The organism is Subtercola lobariae (genome assembly GCF_014640255.1).
In the GTDB taxonomy this organism is placed as follows: Bacteria; Actinomycetota; Actinomycetes; order Actinomycetales; family Microbacteriaceae; genus Subtercola; species Subtercola lobariae.
This window is the reverse complement of record NZ_BMGP01000003.1, coordinates 488,576-507,965: the sequence shown is the minus strand read 5'-3', so window position 1 is coordinate 507,965 and position 19,390 is coordinate 488,576. Positions and strand designations below refer to the sequence as shown.

19 protein-coding genes are annotated in these 19,390 nt (G+C 64.0%); 14 read left to right on the top strand and 5 right to left on the bottom strand.

Going from position 1 to position 19,390, the window contains the following annotated elements:
• Positions 1 to 42 precede the first annotated feature (42 nt).
• The 3 genes from IEX24_RS10325 to IEX24_RS10315 all read left to right on the top strand — a co-directional run bounded on the left by IEX24_RS10325 (position 43) and on the right by IEX24_RS10315 (position 3,503).
• Positions 43 to 1,077: a 4-hydroxy-3-methylbut-2-enyl diphosphate reductase gene (locus tag IEX24_RS10325; protein ID WP_188678218.1), complete on the top strand. Its 1,035-nt coding sequence runs from the start codon at positions 43 to 45 to the stop codon at positions 1,075 to 1,077.
• Positions 1,078 to 1,173: 96 nt separating this feature from the next.
• Positions 1,174 to 1,944, top strand: a complete 771-nt coding sequence (locus IEX24_RS10320; RefSeq protein WP_229715224.1) for an ABC transporter ATP-binding protein — start codon at positions 1,174 to 1,176, stop codon at positions 1,942 to 1,944.
• Positions 1,926 to 3,503, top strand: coding sequence for a transporter (locus IEX24_RS10315; RefSeq protein ID WP_188677759.1), 1,578 nt, complete (start codon positions 1,926 to 1,928; stop codon positions 3,501 to 3,503). The genes IEX24_RS10320 and IEX24_RS10315 overlap by 19 nt, the downstream gene beginning before the upstream one ends.
• A 31-nt stretch (positions 3,504 to 3,534) precedes the next feature.
• Here IEX24_RS10315 and IEX24_RS10310 read toward each other — a convergent pair whose 3' ends face one another.
• Complete coding sequence (locus tag IEX24_RS10310) at positions 3,535 to 4,158, bottom strand: DUF6264 family protein (RefSeq protein WP_188677755.1); 624 nt, start codon at positions 4,156 to 4,158, stop codon at positions 3,535 to 3,537.
• Between the two features lie 33 nt (positions 4,159 to 4,191).
• Complete coding sequence (gene fbaA / locus IEX24_RS10305; protein ID WP_188677752.1) at positions 4,192 to 5,244, bottom strand: class II fructose-bisphosphate aldolase; 1,053 nt, start codon at positions 5,242 to 5,244, stop codon at positions 4,192 to 4,194.
• A 113-nt stretch (positions 5,245 to 5,357) separates the two neighbouring features.
• Here fbaA and glpX point away from each other — a divergent pair, with 113 nt between their 5' ends.
• Positions 5,358 to 6,350: a class II fructose-bisphosphatase gene (gene glpX, locus IEX24_RS10300; RefSeq protein WP_372435708.1), complete on the top strand. Its 993-nt coding sequence runs from the start codon at positions 5,358 to 5,360 to the stop codon at positions 6,348 to 6,350.
• Positions 6,351 to 6,494: 144 nt separating this feature from the next.
• Here the strand turns inward: glpX and IEX24_RS10295 are convergent, their stop codons facing one another.
• Entirely contained in the window at positions 6,495 to 8,066 is a 1,572-nt protein-coding gene (locus tag IEX24_RS10295) for a DNA recombination protein RmuC (protein ID WP_188677745.1), read from the bottom strand.
• A 111-nt stretch (positions 8,067 to 8,177) separates the two neighbouring features.
• On the opposite strand from IEX24_RS10295, the gene IEX24_RS10290 reads away from it, so the two are divergent.
• The 5 genes from IEX24_RS10290 (at position 8,178) to IEX24_RS20040 (ending at position 13,968) form a co-directional block, all read left to right on the top strand.
• Positions 8,178 to 9,680: a CoA-acylating methylmalonate-semialdehyde dehydrogenase gene (locus IEX24_RS10290; RefSeq protein ID WP_275411842.1), complete on the top strand. Its 1,503-nt coding sequence runs from the start codon at positions 8,178 to 8,180 to the stop codon at positions 9,678 to 9,680.
• 150 nt (positions 9,681 to 9,830) lie between these two features.
• Positions 9,831 to 10,907, top strand: a complete 1,077-nt coding sequence (gene ychF / locus IEX24_RS10285) for a redox-regulated ATPase YchF (protein WP_188677742.1) — start codon at positions 9,831 to 9,833, stop codon at positions 10,905 to 10,907.
• A 155-nt stretch (positions 10,908 to 11,062) separates the two neighbouring features.
• Complete coding sequence (locus tag IEX24_RS10280) at positions 11,063 to 12,655, top strand: isocitrate lyase (protein ID WP_188677739.1); 1,593 nt, start codon at positions 11,063 to 11,065, stop codon at positions 12,653 to 12,655.
• A gap of 144 nt (positions 12,656 to 12,799) precedes the next feature.
• Positions 12,800 to 13,261 carry a hypothetical protein gene (locus tag IEX24_RS10275; protein ID WP_188677736.1) on the top strand — a complete coding sequence of 154 codons (462 nt, stop codon included), beginning with the start codon at positions 12,800 to 12,802 and terminating at the stop codon, positions 13,259 to 13,261.
• Between the two features lie 353 nt (positions 13,262 to 13,614).
• Positions 13,615 to 13,968 carry a PIN domain-containing protein gene (locus IEX24_RS20040; RefSeq protein WP_203585903.1) on the top strand — a complete coding sequence of 118 codons (354 nt, stop codon included), beginning with the start codon at positions 13,615 to 13,617 and terminating at the stop codon, positions 13,966 to 13,968.
• Here IEX24_RS20040 and IEX24_RS10265 read toward each other — a convergent pair.
• Positions 13,953 to 14,435 (bottom strand): DUF1877 family protein, encoded by a 483-nt coding sequence (locus IEX24_RS10265; RefSeq protein ID WP_188677734.1) that lies wholly within the window; start codon positions 14,433 to 14,435, stop codon positions 13,953 to 13,955. The genes IEX24_RS20040 and IEX24_RS10265 overlap by 16 nt on opposite strands.
• Positions 14,436 to 14,544: 109 nt before the next feature.
• On the opposite strand from IEX24_RS10265, the gene IEX24_RS10260 reads away from it, so the two are divergent.
• From IEX24_RS10260 to IEX24_RS10245, 4 genes are all read left to right on the top strand, one after another.
• Positions 14,545 to 14,751, top strand: coding sequence for a hypothetical protein (locus IEX24_RS10260; RefSeq protein WP_188677731.1), 207 nt, complete (start codon positions 14,545 to 14,547; stop codon positions 14,749 to 14,751).
• Between the two features lie 42 nt (positions 14,752 to 14,793).
• Positions 14,794 to 15,255: a DUF8821 family protein gene (locus IEX24_RS10255; RefSeq protein WP_188677727.1), complete on the top strand. Its 462-nt coding sequence runs from the start codon at positions 14,794 to 14,796 to the stop codon at positions 15,253 to 15,255.
• Between the two features lie 156 nt (positions 15,256 to 15,411).
• Positions 15,412 to 15,945, top strand: coding sequence for a hypothetical protein (locus tag IEX24_RS10250; protein WP_188677724.1), 534 nt, complete (start codon positions 15,412 to 15,414; stop codon positions 15,943 to 15,945).
• A 63-nt stretch (positions 15,946 to 16,008) separates the two neighbouring features.
• On the top strand, positions 16,009 to 17,631 hold the full coding sequence (locus IEX24_RS10245; RefSeq protein WP_188677721.1) for an ABC-F family ATP-binding cassette domain-containing protein: 1,623 nt from the start codon (positions 16,009 to 16,011) through the stop codon (positions 17,629 to 17,631).
• Positions 17,632 to 17,642: 11 nt separating this feature from the next.
• Here IEX24_RS10245 and IEX24_RS10240 read toward each other — a convergent pair whose 3' ends face one another.
• Positions 17,643 to 17,834, bottom strand: a complete 192-nt coding sequence (locus tag IEX24_RS10240) for a hypothetical protein (RefSeq protein ID WP_188677717.1) — start codon at positions 17,832 to 17,834, stop codon at positions 17,643 to 17,645.
• Between the two features lie 143 nt (positions 17,835 to 17,977).
• Between IEX24_RS10240 and IEX24_RS10235 the strand changes: the two genes are divergently transcribed.
• A complete protein-coding gene (locus IEX24_RS10235) occupies positions 17,978 to 19,384 on the top strand; it encodes an FAD-binding oxidoreductase (RefSeq protein WP_188677714.1) in 1,407 nt (468 codons plus the stop codon).
• Positions 19,385 to 19,390 lie beyond the last annotated feature (6 nt).

Here is a 19,390-nt window from a genome sequence, read left to right as displayed (position 1 = left end):
ACCTAGAATCGTAGGGTGAGCGACACAACCATCAGCCTGCCCATGCCGAGAATGCCCGGCGTTCGCAACAGGCTAAACGATACCCCTGTCATCGGCGCCAAGAAGGTGCTGCTGGCCGCTCCACGGGGGTACTGCGCCGGTGTCGACCGCGCCGTCGTGGCCGTTGAGAAGGCGCTCGAGCGCTACGGAGCACCGGTGTACGTGCGCAAACAGATCGTGCACAACATCCACGTCGTGGCCACCCTCGAAAAGGCGGGCGCGATCTTCGTCGACGAGGTCGATGAGGTGCCGCACGGCTCGCACGTGGTCTTCAGCGCCCACGGCGTTTCGCCCGCGGTCGTGCAGGGCGCCGCCGACCGGCAGCTTCAGGCCATCGACGCGACCTGCCCGCTGGTCACGAAGGTGCATCGCGAGGCGGTGCGGTTCGCCCGCGACGATTTCGAGATTCTGCTCATCGGCCATGAAGGCCACGAAGAGGTCGAAGGCACAGCAGGCGAGGCGCCCGAGCACACCACGCTCGTTGGCAGCCCAGAAGAGGCAGACACCATTCAGGTGCGCAACCCCGACAAGGTGGTCTGGCTCTCGCAGACCACATTGAGCGTCGACGAGACCATGGAGACCGTGCGGCGCCTGCGCGCTCGTTTTCCGAACCTGCAAGACCCCCCGAGCGACGACATCTGCTACGCCACCCAGAACCGCCAGGTGGCCATCAAGAAGGTCGCCAAAGACAGCGACCTGGTGATTGTGGTGGGCTCGGCCAACTCCTCGAACTCTGTTCGTCTGGTCGAGGTGGCACTCGAGTACGGGGCGAAAGCCGCCTACCGCGTCGACTACGCGCACGAGGTGAAACAAGAGTGGCTCGACGGTGTGAACACGGTCGGCGTCACGTCAGGGGCATCCGTACCCGAAGTTCTCGTTCAAGAACTGCTCGACGACCTGGCAGGGGCTGGCTACGGCGACATCGAGACCGTGCAGACGGCCGAAGAAGACCTGATCTTCTCGCTGCCGAAAGAGTTGCGTCAGGGCCCCACGGGCAACACGGATGCCCGAGCCATCGGCGGGCGAACGAGGCCGTAACCCGCCCCTTCCTTATCGCAACGCCCGACGGCGGCGCAAGACGTTGGCGTGGCCGCCGCTTCCGCTTAGGCTGCAGGCGACGACAAGGAGATCGTTGTGCACTCTGACCTCCCGGTGGCCGCCCTCGAATTGCGCGGGCTGACCAAGCGGTTCGGCGAGAAACTCGCCGTCGACAAACTCAGCCTGACGGTGCCTACCGGCTCGTTGTACGGCCTGGTCGGGCCGAACGGCGCGGGCAAGACCACCACGCTCTCGATGGCCACGGGGTTGTTGCGGCCCGATGCCGGGCAGTCGATCATCCACGGAGTCGACATGTGGCGGCGGCCACTCGAAGCGAAACAGCTCGTGGGCAACCTTTCTGATGGCGTGAAACTCTTCGACCGGCTGACCGGCGAACAGCTCGTCACGTACAACGGCCTGCTGTTCGGAATGGATCGAGCAACGGTGGCCGAACGCGTGGGCGACTTGCTGCGCCTGCTCGACCTGGAAAGTGCGGCTGGCACGCCGGTGGTCGATTATTCGGCCGGCATGACCAAGAAGATCGCCCTGGCTTGCGCTCTCGTGCACGCGCCGAAACTACTCGTGCTCGACGAACCGTTCGAGTCGGTCGACCCGGTTTCGGCCGCGAACATTCGCGACATGCTCACTGAGTACGTGAAGGGCGGCGGCACCGTCATCGTGTCGAGTCACGTGATGGATCTGGTGCAGCGTATGTGCGACCACGTGGCCGTCGTCTCGGCCGGGCGAGTGCTTGCCGCGGGCACCGTCGACGAGGTTCGCGGTGACTCGTCGCTTGAAGACCGCTTCGTCGAACTCGTGGGCGGGCGGCACCACTCCGAGGGGCCCGAGTGGTTACGACACTCCTGAGACTGCGGTTTCGGGTTCTGGCGAACTCGCTGAAACGCAGCCCGTGGCAGCTGGTCGCGGTGATCATCGGCGGTCTCTACGGGGTGGGGGTGTTGGTCTTCGCCGTGGTGGGCCTCATCGCGCTCGGTTTCGCGAGCATCCAACTCGCCAGCACCATCGTGGTTCTCGCCGGCTCAGCGCTGATTCTCGGCTGGATTCTGATTCCGCTGGTGGCAACGGGAATCGAGCAGACCCTCGAGCCCGCGCGGCTCGTTCAGTTTCCGTTGCCCATGTCGAAGCTCCTTCTCGGGCTGACGCTCGCGGGCGTACTGGGCATTCCCGGCATCATCACCTCTATCGCGGCGCTCGCCACCCTCGGCACCTGGATCAGATACCCGTTCGCGGCAGTCGCAGCGGTGGTCTGCGCGGCGCTCGGCGTGCTCATCTGCGTTGTCGGGTCGCGGATGATCGCAGCGCTCAGTGTCTCGCTTTCGTCGCGGCGGCGCTTTCGCGAACTCTCGGGCATTCTCATTTTCATTCCGCTCATCTTGCTCGGGCCGATCATTTTCGGGGTGACGCAGGGCATTCGGAGCTCGGCTGACACGCTGCCGGCCGTGGCTCGAGCGCTGAGCTTCACTCCGCTCGGTGCGCCGTGGTCGGTGCCGGCCGATCTCGCCACCGGCGATGTCGGGGCTGCCGCCCTGAAGTTCGCCATCACGCTGGTGACGCTCGCGCTACTGGTGTTCATCTGGCGGCGGAGCCTCGCCATTGCGCTCGTCACGCCGCCCTCAAACGCCAGAAAGCAGGTGGCTCGGGGAAAAATCGGCTTGTTCGGGGTGCTGCCGGCCAGCCCGGCGGGCGCGGTGGCGGCTCGCTCGCTCACCTACTGGCTGCGTGACCCGCGTTACGCTCGCCAGCTGATCGTGGTGCCGTTGATACCCGTTCTGCTGTATTTCTACTCGAGCACTTTTCATTCGCTTGCGCTGCTGAACCTGACCGGGCCGCTCATCGCGTTTCTGCTCGCGCTGAGCACGTACGCCGACGTATCGTACGACGGAACCGCTTTCGCCACTCATCTGGCCGACGGCGTTCGGGGGCGCGACGATCGGCTCGGGCGAGCCGCTGCGCTCGGCGTCATCGCGCTGCCGATCGTGATCGTGCTCACCATCGCGTCGGTGGCGGTCACCGGGTCATGGGCGCTCCTGCCGCCCATCGGCGGCCTGGCGCTCGGCGTCATGCTCTCGGGAATCGGGCTGACCGCGGTGTCGTCGGCGCGCATCGTGATTCCGGTGCCCGGTGCGGGCGATAACCCGTTCAAATCGGCACCGGGAGCCGGGTTCACCACTGCGCTCAGTGCATTCGCGATCTGGGGCATCCTGTTGCTGCTGACACTGCCCGAGATAGCACTGGCCGTTGCTGCAGTTCTCACCGGTTCGGTGCTGCTCGGCTGGGCCGGGTTGGTCGTCGGGGTGGTGCTTGGTGCCTTCTTCGCTGTGCTCGGAATTCGGCGCGGCGGGGCGCTCTATGACCGGCGTTCGCCCGAATTGCTCATGCAGCTCAGAATGCTTCGGGGTGCCTGAGGGTTTGCGGTCAGACCGAGTGAGCTCGCAGTCAGCCGGCCTTCGTCGTCGACATGATCTGCTGCACGAACGCCGGGTCGTTGAAGAACGCGTACGTGATGGCCGCGATCCACACCGCGAACGTGACGATGCCGAAAAGCAGCACCCAGACGAAGGCGAGTTTGCGGCGTTGCAGCCGTCGTACGCCCACAACAATGGCAAGCAGCTGCAGGATGATCGTGACGACACCCGCAATCGTGCCCGCGGTATGAGCGGCTTCCGATGGCGCGAACGACCCGTAACCCTGCATGGCCGCGGCCTGCGTCAGCACAGGGTTGAGGTTAAATAGCGCCGGAATCGTGCTCGCCGACAGCAGCACGCCCACCAGAAGCAGTAGCCCAGTCGCCACAACATCGATCGTGTTGACAGGCTTCCGAGCGGGGTTGTCGCCGCTGTTCGCCGAAATCGACGACCCGGTCGTGCGGGGGTAAGGCGTGAGCGGTGCGGAGTAGGGTGCTGCCGAACGGGTGTCGTCTCGGGGAGCCTCCGCGCCCGGATCTTGCTGCGAGCCCGACGGGACAGGCACGTCCGACTCCGCCGGGGGAGCAGGAGGCGTCCACGTCCAGCCCTCCGGGGCGAGTTCGCCGTATTTCGGCTTCGGCCGGTCGTCACTCATCAGTGCGGGTCACGTCTTGGTTCGCTGACGGCGTTACTTGCCCGAATGGCCGGCAGAGCCGAGTTGCTCGGTGGCCTCGACGACACGTGAGGCCATGTGGGTCTCGGCCAGCTTGCCCCAGGCACGCGGGTCGTAGATCTTCTTGTTGCCCACTTCGCCGTCGACCTTGAGCACACCTGAATAGTTGGTGAACATCGTGTCGGCAATAGAGCGGGTGAACGAGTACTGGGTGTCGGTGTCGATGTTCATCTTGATGACGCCGTTCGAGACGGCCTCGGTGATCTCGGCGTCGGTTGAGCCTGATCCGCCGTGAAAGACGAGGTCGAACGGCTTGGTGTTGTCGCCGAGAGTCGAGGCGTACTTCGCGTAGACGCCGTCTTGAATCTCTTTGAGCAGCTCGGGGCGAAGCTTCACGTTGCCGGGCTTGTACACGCCGTGCACGTTGCCGAAGGTGAGGGCGGCCATGTACCGGCCGTTCTCACCGAGTCCGAGCGCTTCGACGGTGGCCAGAGCATCCGACACCGTGGTGTACAGGTGCTCGTTAATGTCGTGGCTCACGCCGTCTTCTTCGCCGCCCACGACGCCGATTTCGACCTCGAGAATGGCGTTGATGGCCTTGACGCGCTTCAGCATGTCTTCGGCGATGGTGAGGTTCTCGTCGAGGGGAACAGCCGAGCCGTCCCACATGTGCGACTGGAAGATGGGCTCGCGGCCGGCCTTGACCTCGGCCTCACTCGCTGCGATCAGCGGCAGAACGAAGGTGTCGAGCGCGTTCTTCGGGCAGTGGTCGGTGTGTAGCGCCACCGTGATGGGGTAATTCTTCGCGACCTCGTGCGCGAATGCAGCGAACGCGAGTGCACCCGTCGCGCGGGCGCTGCCGGTGGGGGAGACCGCGCGCTGACCGGCGAAATAGTCGGCGCCGCCGGTGGTGACCTGAATGATGCCGTCAGATCCGGCATCAGAGAGCCCCTGCAACACGGCGTTCAGCGTCTGAGACGACGAAACGTTGACGGCCGGGTAGGCGAACCCGCCTGACTTGGCTTTGTCGAGCATTTCGGCATACTGGTCGGGCGTTGCAATGGGCATGTCATCTCCTTTGGTGGGCGCGATGGCGGCGCGCCGGCCTGCGTACAGAACCGAGTCTAGCGAAAGCGCGCAAGGTGGCCCGAGCGCTACGCTGAGGTGGCCTGAGCGCTACGCTGGGAGCCATGACCGCTGACAGCACACCCCTCTACGAGCACCCCGACCGCAACCTGGCCCTCGAGTTGGTTCGAGCGACAGAGGCAGCTGCCATTCGTGCGCAGCCGTTCATCGGCAAGGGCGACAAGAACGCCGCCGATGGCGCGGCTGTCGACGCTATGCGCGCGTTCCTCGGCACGGTCGACTTCGACGGCGTGATCGTGATCGGTGAGGGCGAGAAAGACAAGGCCCCGATGCTCTTCAACGGCGAGCACGTCGGCACCGGCCGCGGCCCGTCGTGCGACATCGCGGTCGACCCGATCGACGGCACGTCGCTCACGGCTGCGGGTCGTCAGAACGCCATCTCGATGCTGGCCGCCTCCGACCGCGGCACAATGCTCGATGCGTCGTCGGTGTTCTACATGAACAAGATCGTGACCGACGGCGACGGTTTCGGAGTGATCGACATCGATCGGCCCATCGGCGACAACATCCGCGCGTTCGCAAAGGCCAAGGGCAAGGCTGTCGGCGACATTCGCGTGGCAGTGCTCGACCGGCCGCGGCACCAGCAGCTCATCGAAGACATCCGCGCAACAGGTGCGGGCACGAGACTCATGCTCGACGGTGACGTTGCCGGCGGCATCAACGCGGCGCGCTACGGCACCCGCATCGACATGTGCGTCGGCATCGGCGGCAGCCCAGAGGGCGTGGCCACGGCTTGTGCCATCAAGGCGCTCGGCGGATTCATTCAGACCAGGCTCGCCCCGAAAGACGACGATGAGCGCCAGAAGGGTATCGACGCCGGTCTCGACATCGACAAGCTCTACGAGGCGAACGATCTCGTATCGGGCGACAACACCTTCTTCGTGGCAACTGGCGTGACCGACGGCGGACTCGTCGCCGGCGTGAAGCGGCTCGGCCCGATCATCCGCACCGAGTCGATCGTCCTGCGCTCGCACTCGGGCACCATCCGCCGCATTGAGGCCGACCACCTCGTTTCGCGCTGGCTCTAAGGCCTCGACTCGCCCGCCGTGACAGTTCGCCCGCCGCAATAGATCGTCTGACGCGGCGATTCTTGCGTCGTGAGCCCTTTACTCCTTTTGAGCCCACTACACCCGGCTCGATACGGCGTAATGGGCTCACAAAGCATGTGCGGCTCAGATCAGGCGGGGCTGAGCCGAGCGGTCACCTCTGTGCAACAGATCTACCGAACTCAGGTCGTCTTCGAGCTCGAGCTGCGCCACGAGTTCGGGACTGGTGACGTCGCGCGCCTTCTCCTCGATGGGCTCGAGCGGCTTCAGCACGATCGACTCGTCGAGCGAGTTCAGCTTGCGCGCCGTCGAGTAGACGTTGCGCTCGAACGAACCAATGAACGCGTTGTAATGCTTCACCGTGCGGTCGATGGTGCTGCCGAGCTTCTCGATGTGCGACGCCGTCACGGCGAGCCGCGAATACAGTTCTTTGCTGAGGTCGAAGAGCGTCTTCGCTTCGTGCGTCAGCACGTCTTGCTGCCAGCTGAACGCAACGGTCTTCAGCAGCGACCACAGCGTCACGGGCGACACGAGTGCCACCCGCTTGCTGAACGCGAAGTCCATGATGCTCGGATCAGCCTCCATCGCGGTCGAAATCAGCGATTCGCTCGGGATGAACGCCACCACCAACTCCGGCGAAGCATCCAGCCCCGCCCAGTACCCCTTCGTGCCCAGCGTGGTGATGTGATCGCGCACCGCTTTGACGTGCGCTTTCAGCAGTTCGGAGCGGCGGGCGCCTTCGGCACCGGTAGCAGTGGCGGGAATCTGGCTCGCCTCGAGGTACGCGTTGAAGGGTACCTTCGCATCCACGGCGATGTTCTTACCGCCCGGCAAATGCACCACCATGTCGGGGCGACCCGCACCGTTGTCGCTCACGAGAGTCGACTGCACCTCGAAGTCGACGCGGTCGAGCAACCCAGCGGCCTCCACCACGTTGCGCAGCTGGGTCTCGCCCCAGACCCCACGCGTGCTGTTCGAGCGCAACGCAGAAGCGAGTGACTCTGCCGTGTTTCGCAGCCGCTCTTCCGACTCGGTGGCCGACTTCAGCTGCTGGCTGAGTTCGCCGTGCTGCTGCCGGCGCTGCTCTTCGAGTTCGGTGACCTTCGCCTGAACCAGCCGCAGGCTCTCTTGCACGGGGCTGAGCGCAACCAGCACCTTGCCGTCTGATTTCACCCGCTCGGCCTCTGCCTGTTGAACCTCGGCCAGGCGCTGTTGAAACTCGACGAGCCGCTCTTCTTGCTGGGCGATCTGGGCGCGATACTGCACGTCTTTCGTGGCGATCTGCTCGCGAAAAAGCGTCTCTTGCTCGGCAAGGCGTTCGGCGAAGTGCTCACGCTCTTGCTGAAGTTGGGCATCGGTCTGCGCTCTGGCTTCGAGCACTCTGCTGCGCGAGTCGGCGAGCTGAGCATCCGTCTGCTCGCGGAGTTCTGTGACTCGAGAGCGAGCTTCGGCAGCTTGTTCGGCCGAGTGGGCTTGTGTGAGCGCGAGCTGCTCACGCAGGCCGGCCGCCGTCACCTCGGCGGTGGTGCGCAGATTCTGCAGTTCTACGAGCTCGGCGACGCTCTCGGCGGTTGCGGCGCTGGCCGCATTGCCTCCCGCCGAGGTCTCGGCCCGGCGCGCACGAATGAGCCAGCCGATGAGAAAACCGGCGGCGCCCCCAACAATGAGGGTGATCAGTAGCGGTACGAGTGTCTGCATGAAAACAGTGTCTCAGCAGCATCCGACACTGGCTCGGAGGCTGGTCGGCCCGCCGCCACGAATGCGTATTAGGGTGTTCGAGAACACCTCACAACGAAGAAACAGGATTCAATGTCAGATTCGGCACTGCCCGTCGTCAACCACTTCATCAACGGCACCGAATACGTGAGTGCGAGCGGGCGAACGGCGCCGGTCTACGACCCCGCGCTCGGCGTGCAGACCAAAAGCGTGGCACTCGCCAATGCCGCCGAGATCGAGGCGGCCATCGATGCCGCGAAGGCCGCGTTCCCCGCGTGGCGCGACACCTCGCTGGCGCGTAAGCAGCAGATTCTGTTTCGGTTTCGCGAGTTGTTGTCGAGCCGCCGAGACGAACTCGCCGAGATTCTGACGAGCGAGCATGGCAAGGTGCTCTCAGACGCGGCCGGCGAGATCACCCGCGGGCTCGAAGTAGTGGAGTTCGCCACCGGTTTTCCGCACCTCATCAAAGGCGAGTATTCAGAGAATGTGTCGACCGGCGTCGATGTCTATTCGACTCGCCAGCCCCTCGGCGTGGTCGGCGTTATCAGTCCCTTCAACTTTCCGGCGATGGTTCCGCTGTGGTTCTTTCCCATCGCCATTGCGGCGGGCAACACAGTCGTGCTGAAGCCCAGCGAAAAAGACCCGTCTTCGGCGAATTGGCTTGCCGCTCTCTTCCAGGAGGCCGGGCTGCCCGACGGCGTGCTGAACGTTCTGCACGGTGACAAGGAGGCAGTGGATGGCCTGCTCACCAGCCCCGACGTCAAATCCATCTCGTTCGTAGGCTCGACCCCCATCGCCCACTACGTCTACGAGACGGCAACCCAGCACGGCAAGCGGGTGCAAGCCCTCGGCGGAGCCAAGAACCACATGCTCGTGCTGCCCGACGCCGATCTCGACCTCGCGGCCGACGCAGCCGTCAACGCCGGTTTCGGTTCGGCAGGCGAGCGCTGCATGGCTATCTCGGTGGTCGTCGCGGTCGAGCCCGTCGCCGACGAGCTCATCGCGAAGATCCAGTCGCGCGTGGCCGGCCTCGTGGTCGGCGACGGGCGTCGCGCTTGCGACATGGGCCCGCTCGTCACCGAGGCGCACCGCGACAAGGTGTCGTCGTACCTCGACATCGCGCTCGAAGACGGTGCCTCGCTCGTCATCGACGGCCGCGGCATCGAGGTCGACGGCGACGCGAACGGCTTCTGGCTCGGCCCCACCCTCATCGACAACGTCACGACCTCGTCGCGGGTCTACACCGACGAGATCTTCGGCCCGGTACTGTCGATCGTGCGCGTCGCCTCCTACGACGATGGCCTGGCGCTCATCAACGCCTCACGGTACGGCAACGGAACGGCCATCTTCACCAATGACGGGGGAGCGGCCCGCCGCTTTCAGAACGAAGCCGAGGTGGGCATGATCGGCATCAACGTGCCGATTCCGGTTCCCGTGGCCTACTACTCCTTCGGCGGATTCAAAGACTCCATCTTCGGCGACACGAAGGCCTACGGCGCCGACGGCTTCCACTTCTTCACCCGTCAGAAGGCCATCACGTCGCGCTGGCTCGACCCGTCGCACGGCGGCATCAACCTGGGCTTCCCGCAGAACTAGCTCCGCGGCCCCTGGCACGGCTTTTGCGTCCGATCACTGAGGCCGTTGCGCCCAATTGAGACCGGTAGAACGGCCTCACAACGGCGTAGTGGGCTCACGTGTGGCAGCGGGCATCCGGATGCCCGTGTCAGCGAAGTACGATAGACCCTCGTGGCTCTAACTATTGCAATCGTCGGGCTGCCCAATGTGGGCAAGTCCACCCTGTTCAACGCGCTCACCAAGAACCAGGTTCTGGCAGCGAACTACCCGTTCGCCACCATCGAGCCGAACGTGGGCGTGGTGAGCCTGCCCGACGCGCGGCTCGAGAAGCTCGCCGAGCTGTACTCGAGCGAACGCATTCTCGCGGCTCCCGTGTCGTTCGTCGACATCGCGGGCATCGTCAAGGGTGCGAGCGAGGGGGAGGGGTTCGGCAACAAGTTTCTCGCGAACATCCGTGAGGCCGATGCAATTGCGCAGGTCGTGCGCGGGTTCGCCGACCCTGACGTGGTGCACGTCGACGGCAAGGTCGACGCTGCGTCAGACCTCGAGACCATTAACACCGAACTGATTCTGGCCGACCTGCAGACCCTCGAAAAGGCCGTGGCGCGCTACGAAAAAGAAGTCAAGACGAAGCGCGTCGAGCCCATCGTTCTCGAAACCGCACGAGCCGCCCAGGCCATTCTCGACGCCGGCAAGCCGCTCTCATCTGACAGCAAACTCGACCTCGAACCCATTCGTGAACTCGGTCTGCTCACCGCGAAGCCGTTCATCTACGTCTTCAACGTCGACGAGGCCGTGCTGGGCGACCCGGATGCTCTCGCCTCACTCTCAGCCCTGGTCGCCCCCGCGCCCGCCATCTTTCTCGACGCAAAACTCGAGTCAGAGCTGATCGACCTCGACGCAGAAGACGCCGCAGAACTCTTGGCCTCCACGGGCCAAGACGAAAGCGGGCTCGACCAGCTCGCCCGAATCGGATTCGACACCCTGGGCCTGCAGACCTACCTCACCGCAGGCCCGAAAGAGTCGCGCGCCTGGACCATCGGCAAGGGCTGGACGGCCCCGCAGGCGGCCGGCGTCATTCACACCGACTTCCAAAAGGGCTTCATCAAGGCAGAGATCGTCTCCTTCGACGACCTCATCGCGGCCGGCTCCCTCGCCGAGGCCCGCTCCCGCGGCAAGGCCCGCATCGAGGGCAAGGAGTACGTCATGCACGACGGCGACGTCGTCGAGTTCCGCTTCAACGTCTGACCGGGTGCGTTGGTCGTTGAGCCAAGGCGACAGCACTTCTTCTGCGCCGTAGAAAAATCGCGAAAGTTCTGTTCTGACCTCGCGTGATGAGTCGGTGTTCTTCACCCAGAGTGGTCTTACGTGCACTGCACGAGCACTCATAACGAAGGAAGAACATGACCGCTTACCAAGATGACATCGACCAGGTCGAAGCGCTGAAGCAGGAAGCCGGCAGCAGCTGGGATGCAATCAACCCTGAGTCGGTCGCCCGCATGCGCGCCCAGAACCGCTTTCGCACAGGCCTTCAGATCGCCCAGTACACCGCAGACATCATGCGCAAAGACATGGGCGAATACGACGCCGATTCCTCCGTCTACACCCAGTCGCTCGGCGTCTGGCATGGCTTCATCGGCCAGCAGAAGCTCATCTCCATCAAGAAGCACCTGAAGACCACCAACAAGCGCTACCTGTACCTCTCGGGCTGGATGGTCGCCGCGCTGCGTTCGGAATTCGGACCGCTGCCCGACCAGTCCATGCACGAGAAGACGGCCGTGCCAGCTCTCATCGAGGAGCTCTACACGTTCCTCCGCCAGGCCGACGCCCGTGAGCTCGACCTGCTGTTCACACAGCTGGATGCCGCGCGTGCCGCCGGCGACGAGACCTCGATCGAGCTCATCCAAGCGCAGATCGACAACTACGAGACTCACGTCGTGCCGATCATCGCCGACATCGACGCCGGCTTCGGCAACCCGGAGGCCACATACCTGCTGGCCAAGAAGATGATCGAGGCGGGCGCCTGTGCCCTCCAGATCGAGAACCAGGTTTCTGACGAGAAGCAGTGTGGCCACCAAGACGGCAAAGTCACTGTTCCCCACGAAGACTTCATCGCCAAGATCAACGCGGTGCGCTACGCGTTTCTCGAGCTGGGAATCGAGAACGGCGTGATCGTCTCTCGCACCGACTCGCTCGGCGCAGGGCTCACGCAGAAGCTCGCCGTGAGCCACGCGCCCGGTGACCTCGGCGACCAGTACAACTCGTTCCTCGACGTCGAAGAGATCCCCGAGTCGGGGCTCAGCGACGGCGACGTCGTCATCAAGCGCAACGGCAAGCTCGTGCGGCCGAAGCGCCTGCCCAGCAACCTCTTCCAGTTCCGCGAGGGAACCGGTGAAGAGCGCTGCGTGCTCGACAGCATCACGTCGCTGCAGAACGGTGCCGACCTGCTGTGGATCGAGACCGAGAAACCGCACATCGGCCAGATCGCCGGCATGATGAATAAGGTTCGCGAGGTCATCCCGAACGCCAAGCTGGTCTACAACAACAGCCCGTCGTTCAACTGGACCGCCAGCTTCCGCCAGCAGGCCTACAACGACTTCGTCGAGCAGGGCAAAGACGTTTCGGCGTACGACCCGACCAAGCTCATGGGCGTCGAGTACGACGACACCGAGCTGGCTCAGGTCGCCGACGAGAGCATCCGCACGTTCCAGCGCGACAGCTCGGCACAGGCCGGTATCTTCCACCACCTGATCACCCTGCCGACGTACCACACGGCCGCGCTGTCGACGGATGACCTGGCCAAGGGTTACTTCGCCGACCAGGGCATGCTCGCCTACGTCAAGGGTGTGCAGCGCCGCGAGATCCGTGAGGGAATCGCCACCGTGAAGCACCAGAACATGGCCGGCTCCGACATCGGTGACAACCACAAGGAGTACTTCGCAGGCGACTCGGCCCTCAAGGCTGGCGGCGAGAACAACACGATGAACCAGTTCTAGGCGCTCGTTCTCCTGCACCACACCGATGCCGGTCTCCCTGGGGAGGCCGGCATCGCTGCGTTTCATGGGTACAGTAACGACTGAGAGTTGGAGCGCAAATCTTCGCCCCGTTGTCGGGCGATCCTTCTCGCGAAAGGATGCTCGATGTCGACTTTGCCCGCTGCCTCAGCCCTTCACCGTGTCGGGGGCATCAGCGTTGCTTCGGGCGCACTATTCGTGGCCGCCGGAGTCGGTGCCTGGGTGACGGTCACGAAGCAGCTCCGCGCAGAAAAGATCACGGTGCCCGGTAATGCACCGAGACTCGCCGGAAAGCGGGTGCAAGGCCCCGCGACGGCCTACGTCGAGGCCCTGGTCATCAAGGGCAACGCCGAGCGCGGCGCGGGCGGGCGCACCTTCGCTGACATCAGCGAGGCACTACGCGGGGTCGACTCGGGCAGCGACGAGGCTGCCCAACTGCGAAAGCAGAGCGCCGCCCTTTCGACAGCGGCGTCGCTGCGCACATCTCTCCTGACCTCCGTGTTGGCATACGGCGTGAGCGCTTTCGCCACCGGCCTCGGCGCCGTTCTCCTCCTCACCGGATTGCAGCTGCGTCGCGTCGATAACTGATTGGTTACTAATGGGATTCGAACGGGAGAATTTTCCCATGGAAGCCACAACTGACTCTGGTGGTCGACTTCTGCTGCCCACAAGCCTTAGAGAAGCCTCGGGCCTCCGTCCCGGCTCGAAGGTAGATGTGTCGGCATATGGCCACGATTTACAGGTGACGCCTGGGGGTCGTACGGCCCGATTGGAGCGAGCAGAAGACGGCCGTCTCGTCGCTTCGTCGACGACAACTGTCTCCGATGATGTCATGTTCGCGTTGATCGACGCTGGGCGACGGTGAACCCGAGCGTTCGATTCGCTGTTGACACGAGCGTTTCAGTTCCTCTTCTCGTCGCCTCCCATGAGGCGCACCCTGGGTGGCTTCGTGGGCTTCAGGTCGTTTGCTTGCGTTGAGTGGGCATGCTCTAGCCGAGACGTATTCGGTGCTGACTCGACTCCCCGGAGACTCACGAGTGGCTTCTGTCGACGCGGTTTCGCTCATCGACGACAACTACCCAGATTTGCTGATGCTCTCTCCGGAGACTTATGCATCAGCTCATCGCGAGTTAGCGCGTAACGGAGTATGGGGCGGAGCGACCTACGACGGGCTTGTCGCCCTAGCGGCGCGTGAGCACAACGAGGTTCTCGTCACGAGAGATGCACGAGCACGGTCGACGTATGAAGCAGTCGGAGCGCGAGTCGAAATTCTCGCTGATCAGCCAATCAAATAGACCAACCCTTTGCCCTGTTCGGCAAGTCGGCTGACGAAAGACTTCGCGTCGGCCAAGAGCGGCGAAACGTAATCGAACTCCTGCTCGGAAGTTTCGTTAGGTCTGAGAGTCATGAGATCACTGATTTCGGCGCGAAGCGTTTCAGAGGTGATCGTCGCGAGGTCAGCGGCCACTTCTCTCACTTGAGCGGGGCTGAGTGCACGTTCAAACGCGATCCATCCCGTCGACGTGAATTCGACCTCGCCTTGCACCAGCATGAAGGCGGGCCGCGCCGGCCGAGACTCCGATACGCCGAAGAGGTACTGAAATTCCTGCCAGCACTTGTCGAGATAGAGCATGTCTGGTCGGTCTTCCTCCTTCCCCCAGGCATCGAAAAGAGGGTCGTCGCCGTGAAAGAGGCACGGATTCTGCCGGGCCCGCTCGTAATCGGCGGCGTTGATCGGATAGGCGTAGTAGCGAATTCCCATGCGACCACTGTGATTCGTCGGGCCCCTGAGTTCAGCTGATGCCACGGCATCTGTGGATAACCGACGAGGGGCAGCACATGTGGACGAGTCGCTGAGATACCCTACCTGCATGGCAGAGACCACTTACGCACTCGAATACGAGGGCCGCACCTTCGTACTCAGCGAGGCCGACTACACGAGGCTGCATAAGGTGTACGACCGAGGGCTCTCGATCAGCAGCAGCCTGTTCGCTTTCGTGCCCGTGGGCAGTGATGTCGAGGTCGAAATCGCGATCGGCAGCGGTGCGCAGTTCGTCTTGTCGAAACAGACTGCCTGACGCGCTACCGTGGAGGTGCACTGTCGCCGATCAGGAGGATCCATGTCGTACGCCGTCGACTTTCAAAACGTTTCGACCGAGGGGCTCGAATCGTCGCCTGTCGTTGAAGCTCTCGCAGGGCTGCGCGCCAACGAGGCGCGTTACTACAAGAACAAATACGACCACGTGTTCACGGTGACCCCCGCGGCCGAAGCTCCTGAGACGCTCGACTGGATCACGGGCATCCTGAAGGATGAACGCAACATCGTCATCGCCTCACCGGCCCTCGAGGTAACCGACTTCGAGGTCGAGGGCCTGCACATGGCCTACGTCTTCTACGAGTCGGGCTTGTCGATCAACGTGATGTACAACGTCGCAGAAGGCGGAAAGCGCGCGGTGGGCTTCAAGCTCTCTGACGGAATAGAGATTCCCGACGAACTCGCCGCCTTCAAGTTCGCCCGCCAGAAGTCGAAGCTCGCCGGCACCATTCGCGGCTCGTACTTCGTCATCAAGGGCGAGCACTGAGCGCCCTTGCCACGAATCGCCCGGGCGCGCGAACGCGGGTCGGTTCAGGATGCCCGGCAGATCTTTCAGCGCGATCAACCTGAGCGATCGCAGGAGCGCGTCGTGTCGGCGAAATGGAGGACTGCGCCGAGCTCGTACAATCGGCAAGATGAAGGTGTGCCCCACCTTTTACGCCGCCGACTTCTCGCGCTCGCCGTCACAACGCTCATCGCTGGGTCGCTGGCCGCGTGCTCGACGAACATGAATCTGGAGGCGGTTCAGACAAGCGTGCCGACGCCGACGCCGACTCCGACGCCCACCCCGACTCCGACGCCCACCCCGACGCCCACCCCGACGCCGACGGTCACGCTCGAACCGCCACCCCCGCCACCCCCGCCGACACCGCCGAACGCAATGGGCGGCCAGACCGACGGTGGCAATACGGCGAACACGCCCGAGGTGAACGACACCGGTGACCAGCCCTTCGCCATCGGCCACGCGACTCAGGTGAATGACTATGAATATCGCTATGTGGTCGCGAAGAACGATCAGGTGCTCGCCATCGCTTCGCGGTTTCAGCTGCAGACGATAGACGTCGACAGGGTGAACTTTCCGTGCTCCGATCCGCTCAATGTGCAACCCGGCGATGTGCTCGACATTCGCTGGCCCGTCGATTCGGAGCAGGTCGGTCCGCTCTCGTCCCGATGCTGATGGGGCCGCCAGGGGCTACCATCGAGAGTCTCGACCCTCGAGCGACCAACAACGAAGGCCGACATGAGTCTCATCCGCATGAACGACGTGAGCGTGAGCTTCGAGAACAACCAGGTCTTGCGTGAAGCCTTTTTTCGCCTCGAAGCGCGAGACAGGGTGGGCCTGATCGGGCGCAACGGTTCGGGCAAGTCGACGCTGTTGAAGCTCGCGCTCGAGCAGGTCGCTCCCGATGGCGGAACGATTGCGCTCGACCCGGGCCTCACCCTGGGCTACTTCTCGCAGTTCTCTGAGCTCGATGGCACGGCGTCGATCACCGAAGTGCTCGAGGGGCTCTTTGCGAGCATCCACCTCATTGAGGCAGAACTCGCTTCGATCGACGCCGAGGTCGCCGCCGCCGCTGCAGACCCCGCAGCGGGCGCGGCCCTCGACGCGCTGATCAATCGTCAGGCCGAGCTGTTCGAGCAAATGGAGCATCTCGACGGCTGGGATTACGGCCGCCGCATCGACAAGGCGCTCACCACTCTCGGTTTCGACGAGCCGCATCGGGTCTGCCCGATCGACGAACTGTCGGGCGGGTGGCGAAATCGAGCTGCGCTCGCCAAAATTCTGCTCGAAAACCCTGACGTTCTGCTGCTCGACGAGCCCACCAACTTTCTCGACGTGGCCGGTGTCGAATGGCTCGAGAGCTGGTTTCGCGACTTTCGCGGCGCCGCCATCATCGTGTCGCACGATCGAACTTTTCTCGACGCCGTCGTGACGCGCATCGTCGAGCTCGAGAACTTTCATCTGCACGAGTACCCGGGCAATTTCGACGAATACGTGGTGCAGAAGCAGTTTCGGCTGAAGACGCTCGAGGCGCAGTTCGTGCACGAGTCTGAGCTGCTCGCGTTCGAGGCCGAGGGTATTTCCGACCGCCGCGAGGCGGTGAAAGCAACGAAGGTTGCAAACTCGGCCGGTCGCGGCCTGACCAAACAGCTCTCGACCATCAAGAAGTCACGCGCCCCACGCCCCGTCGACCAGATCATCACCGAGATCTACGGCGGGCTGCACGTGAAAGACGTGCTCTGCCGAGTGGATGCCCTCACCAAGTCATTCGGCACGAAAACGCTGTTCAGCGACCTGACCTTCGAGATCAGGCGCGGCCACCGCATCGCCGTTCTCGGCCCGAACGGCAGCGGCAAAAGCACCTTGCTCGAGGTGCTCGCGGGCGACGTAGCCCCCGATTCGGGCTTCGCCGACTGGCCGAAGGGTGTGAAAGTCGTCTCCTACAACCGGATGCTCGCCGATCTCGACGAGGCAGACACCCTCACTCACGCAGTGAATGCCCTGCCCGACAGTCTGGCGCTCACCGCCACCCGCAAATCGGTCGGCCGCTTCCTCGCCATGTTCCAGTTCTCTGAGGCCGATCTGAAGCAGCGCATCGGCAACCTCTCGGGTGGGCAGCGCGCTCGGGTAGCGATGGCGCAGTGCTTACTCTCGGGAGCCTCGGTGTTGTTGCTCGATGAGCCCACGAACCACCTCGATCTGCCGAGCATCCAGGTCATGGAGCGTGCCCTCGCGCACTTTCCGGGCGCCGTGGTCGTGGTCAGTCACGACCGCTTCTTCACCGACAAAATAGCCAACCGTTACCTCGTTTTCGGCGCCGATTCGGCGGCCCCCGGCCACATCGAGGTCGCCGTCGCGTAGCTGCCTGACGGTCAGGGCAGCGGGGTCGAGCGCGGGCCGATCAGGCCTCTGCTCGAGTCGGCCGGCTGTCGCACCTGAAAGCCGTCACGCACCTGAAGGGCGTGGTCGCGGCAGATGGCGTAGATGAGCAGCAGACCGTTCGAATCCACCGTGAGGCGCTCAACCGGGTCACCCGGGCAGCCCTCCACCACGCACTCGATCATGTGCCAACGCTATTGCCTCGTCAACCGTTCGTCTACGACCGCGGCCGGTCGAATAGCCGGTCGAGCGGATGTCTGGCTGCCCGAATCCTGTTCGAGTGGCTGCCTCGTGGCATGGCTTCCGACCGAACGATACGATGACCACCATGCCTGAGACTGCGCCGACCGGTTCGTATTCGCGCCTGACGCCCGGCGACGCGGGTTTTGTGGAGGCGGTCTCTGGCGGCCTCTTTAACTCTCTCCGGGTCGACGGCGAGCCAGACGCGGTGGTCGTGCCTCGCACCGAAGCCGACGTCGTAGCGATCGTGCGCGACGCAGCGCGAACGGCAACGAAGGTCGCCATCAGGTCAGGCGGCCACAGCTGGGTCGCCTCCTCTGTGCGCGAGGGCAGCATTCTCGTCGACCTCGCCGCCTTCGACGCAATCGACGTCGACGTCGAAGCCCGAACGGCGCGCGTCGGCCCGGCCGTCAGAGGCCAGCGGCTGTCGAAAGAGCTGGTGGCGCATGGCCTCGCCTTTCCGGTGGGGCACTGCGGCAACCCAGCGCTCGGCGGCTTTCTGCTCGGCGGCGGTCTCGGCGTGAACTGGGGGCATTGGCTGCCCTCGTGCTTCTCCATTCGCAGCATGCGCGTGGTGCTCTCATCGGGCGAGGTGGTCGTGGCGTCTGAAACGTCGAACCCCGAGCTGTTCTGGCTCGCACGCGGCTCGGGCCCGGGCTTTCCCGGTATCGTCACCGAATTCGAGCTCGACCTTCAGCCGTTGCCGGCCGCGATTCGCCTCTCGAGTTGGATGTTCGCCCTCGCCGATCTCGCGGCCGTCACCTCATGGGTCACCCGCGTTTCGGCCGCGCTGCCGAGCAACGTCGAAGTCTCGCTCGTTGTGGCGGGCCCCCAGAGGCCCGGCGCCTCAGCCGATTCTGAGCCGTTCATCGTGGGAGTGGTTGCCACGGCCTTCACGGCTGACGAGGCCGAAGCGGCCGAGGCGCTGCACGCGTTCGCCACCGATCGAGGGCCCGGCGTTTCCCCGCTCGAGTATCTCGACGCCGTACCCGTGGCGTTCGACACCGTGCACGAAGCCGTCGATGCGACCTACCCCGAAGGCTACCGGTATCTCGCCGACACCTTCTGGAGCCCGCTCGACCTCGGCGCCGCCCTCGAACCGCTCGCAGAGCTCATCACACGGGCTCCCTCGGGCGTCTCCTACATTCTGTCGGGCATGCCAAAGAACGGCGATGGCGCCAACCTGGTGCCGAAAGGTGTCGCGGCCTACGGGATGCACGACAAGACCCTCGTCGTGCCCTACGTGATCTGGGCCGACGAGTCAGACGACGCGGCCAATCTCGCGTGGCTGAACGAACTGCGAGCGGTGCTCGAACCAGTCAGTAGTGGGCACTTTATGAGCGAAGCCGATCTGCGCCATGATGCCTCGCGCGTCAGCCGGTCGTTCGCGGGCGACGATGGGGAGCGGGTTCTGCGACTGATCCGGCAGTTCGACCCTGACTCACTGTTCTGCGGCTTTCCCCGGCCTGCTGGCGTCGCCGAGCCCACACCGTAGCGTCGC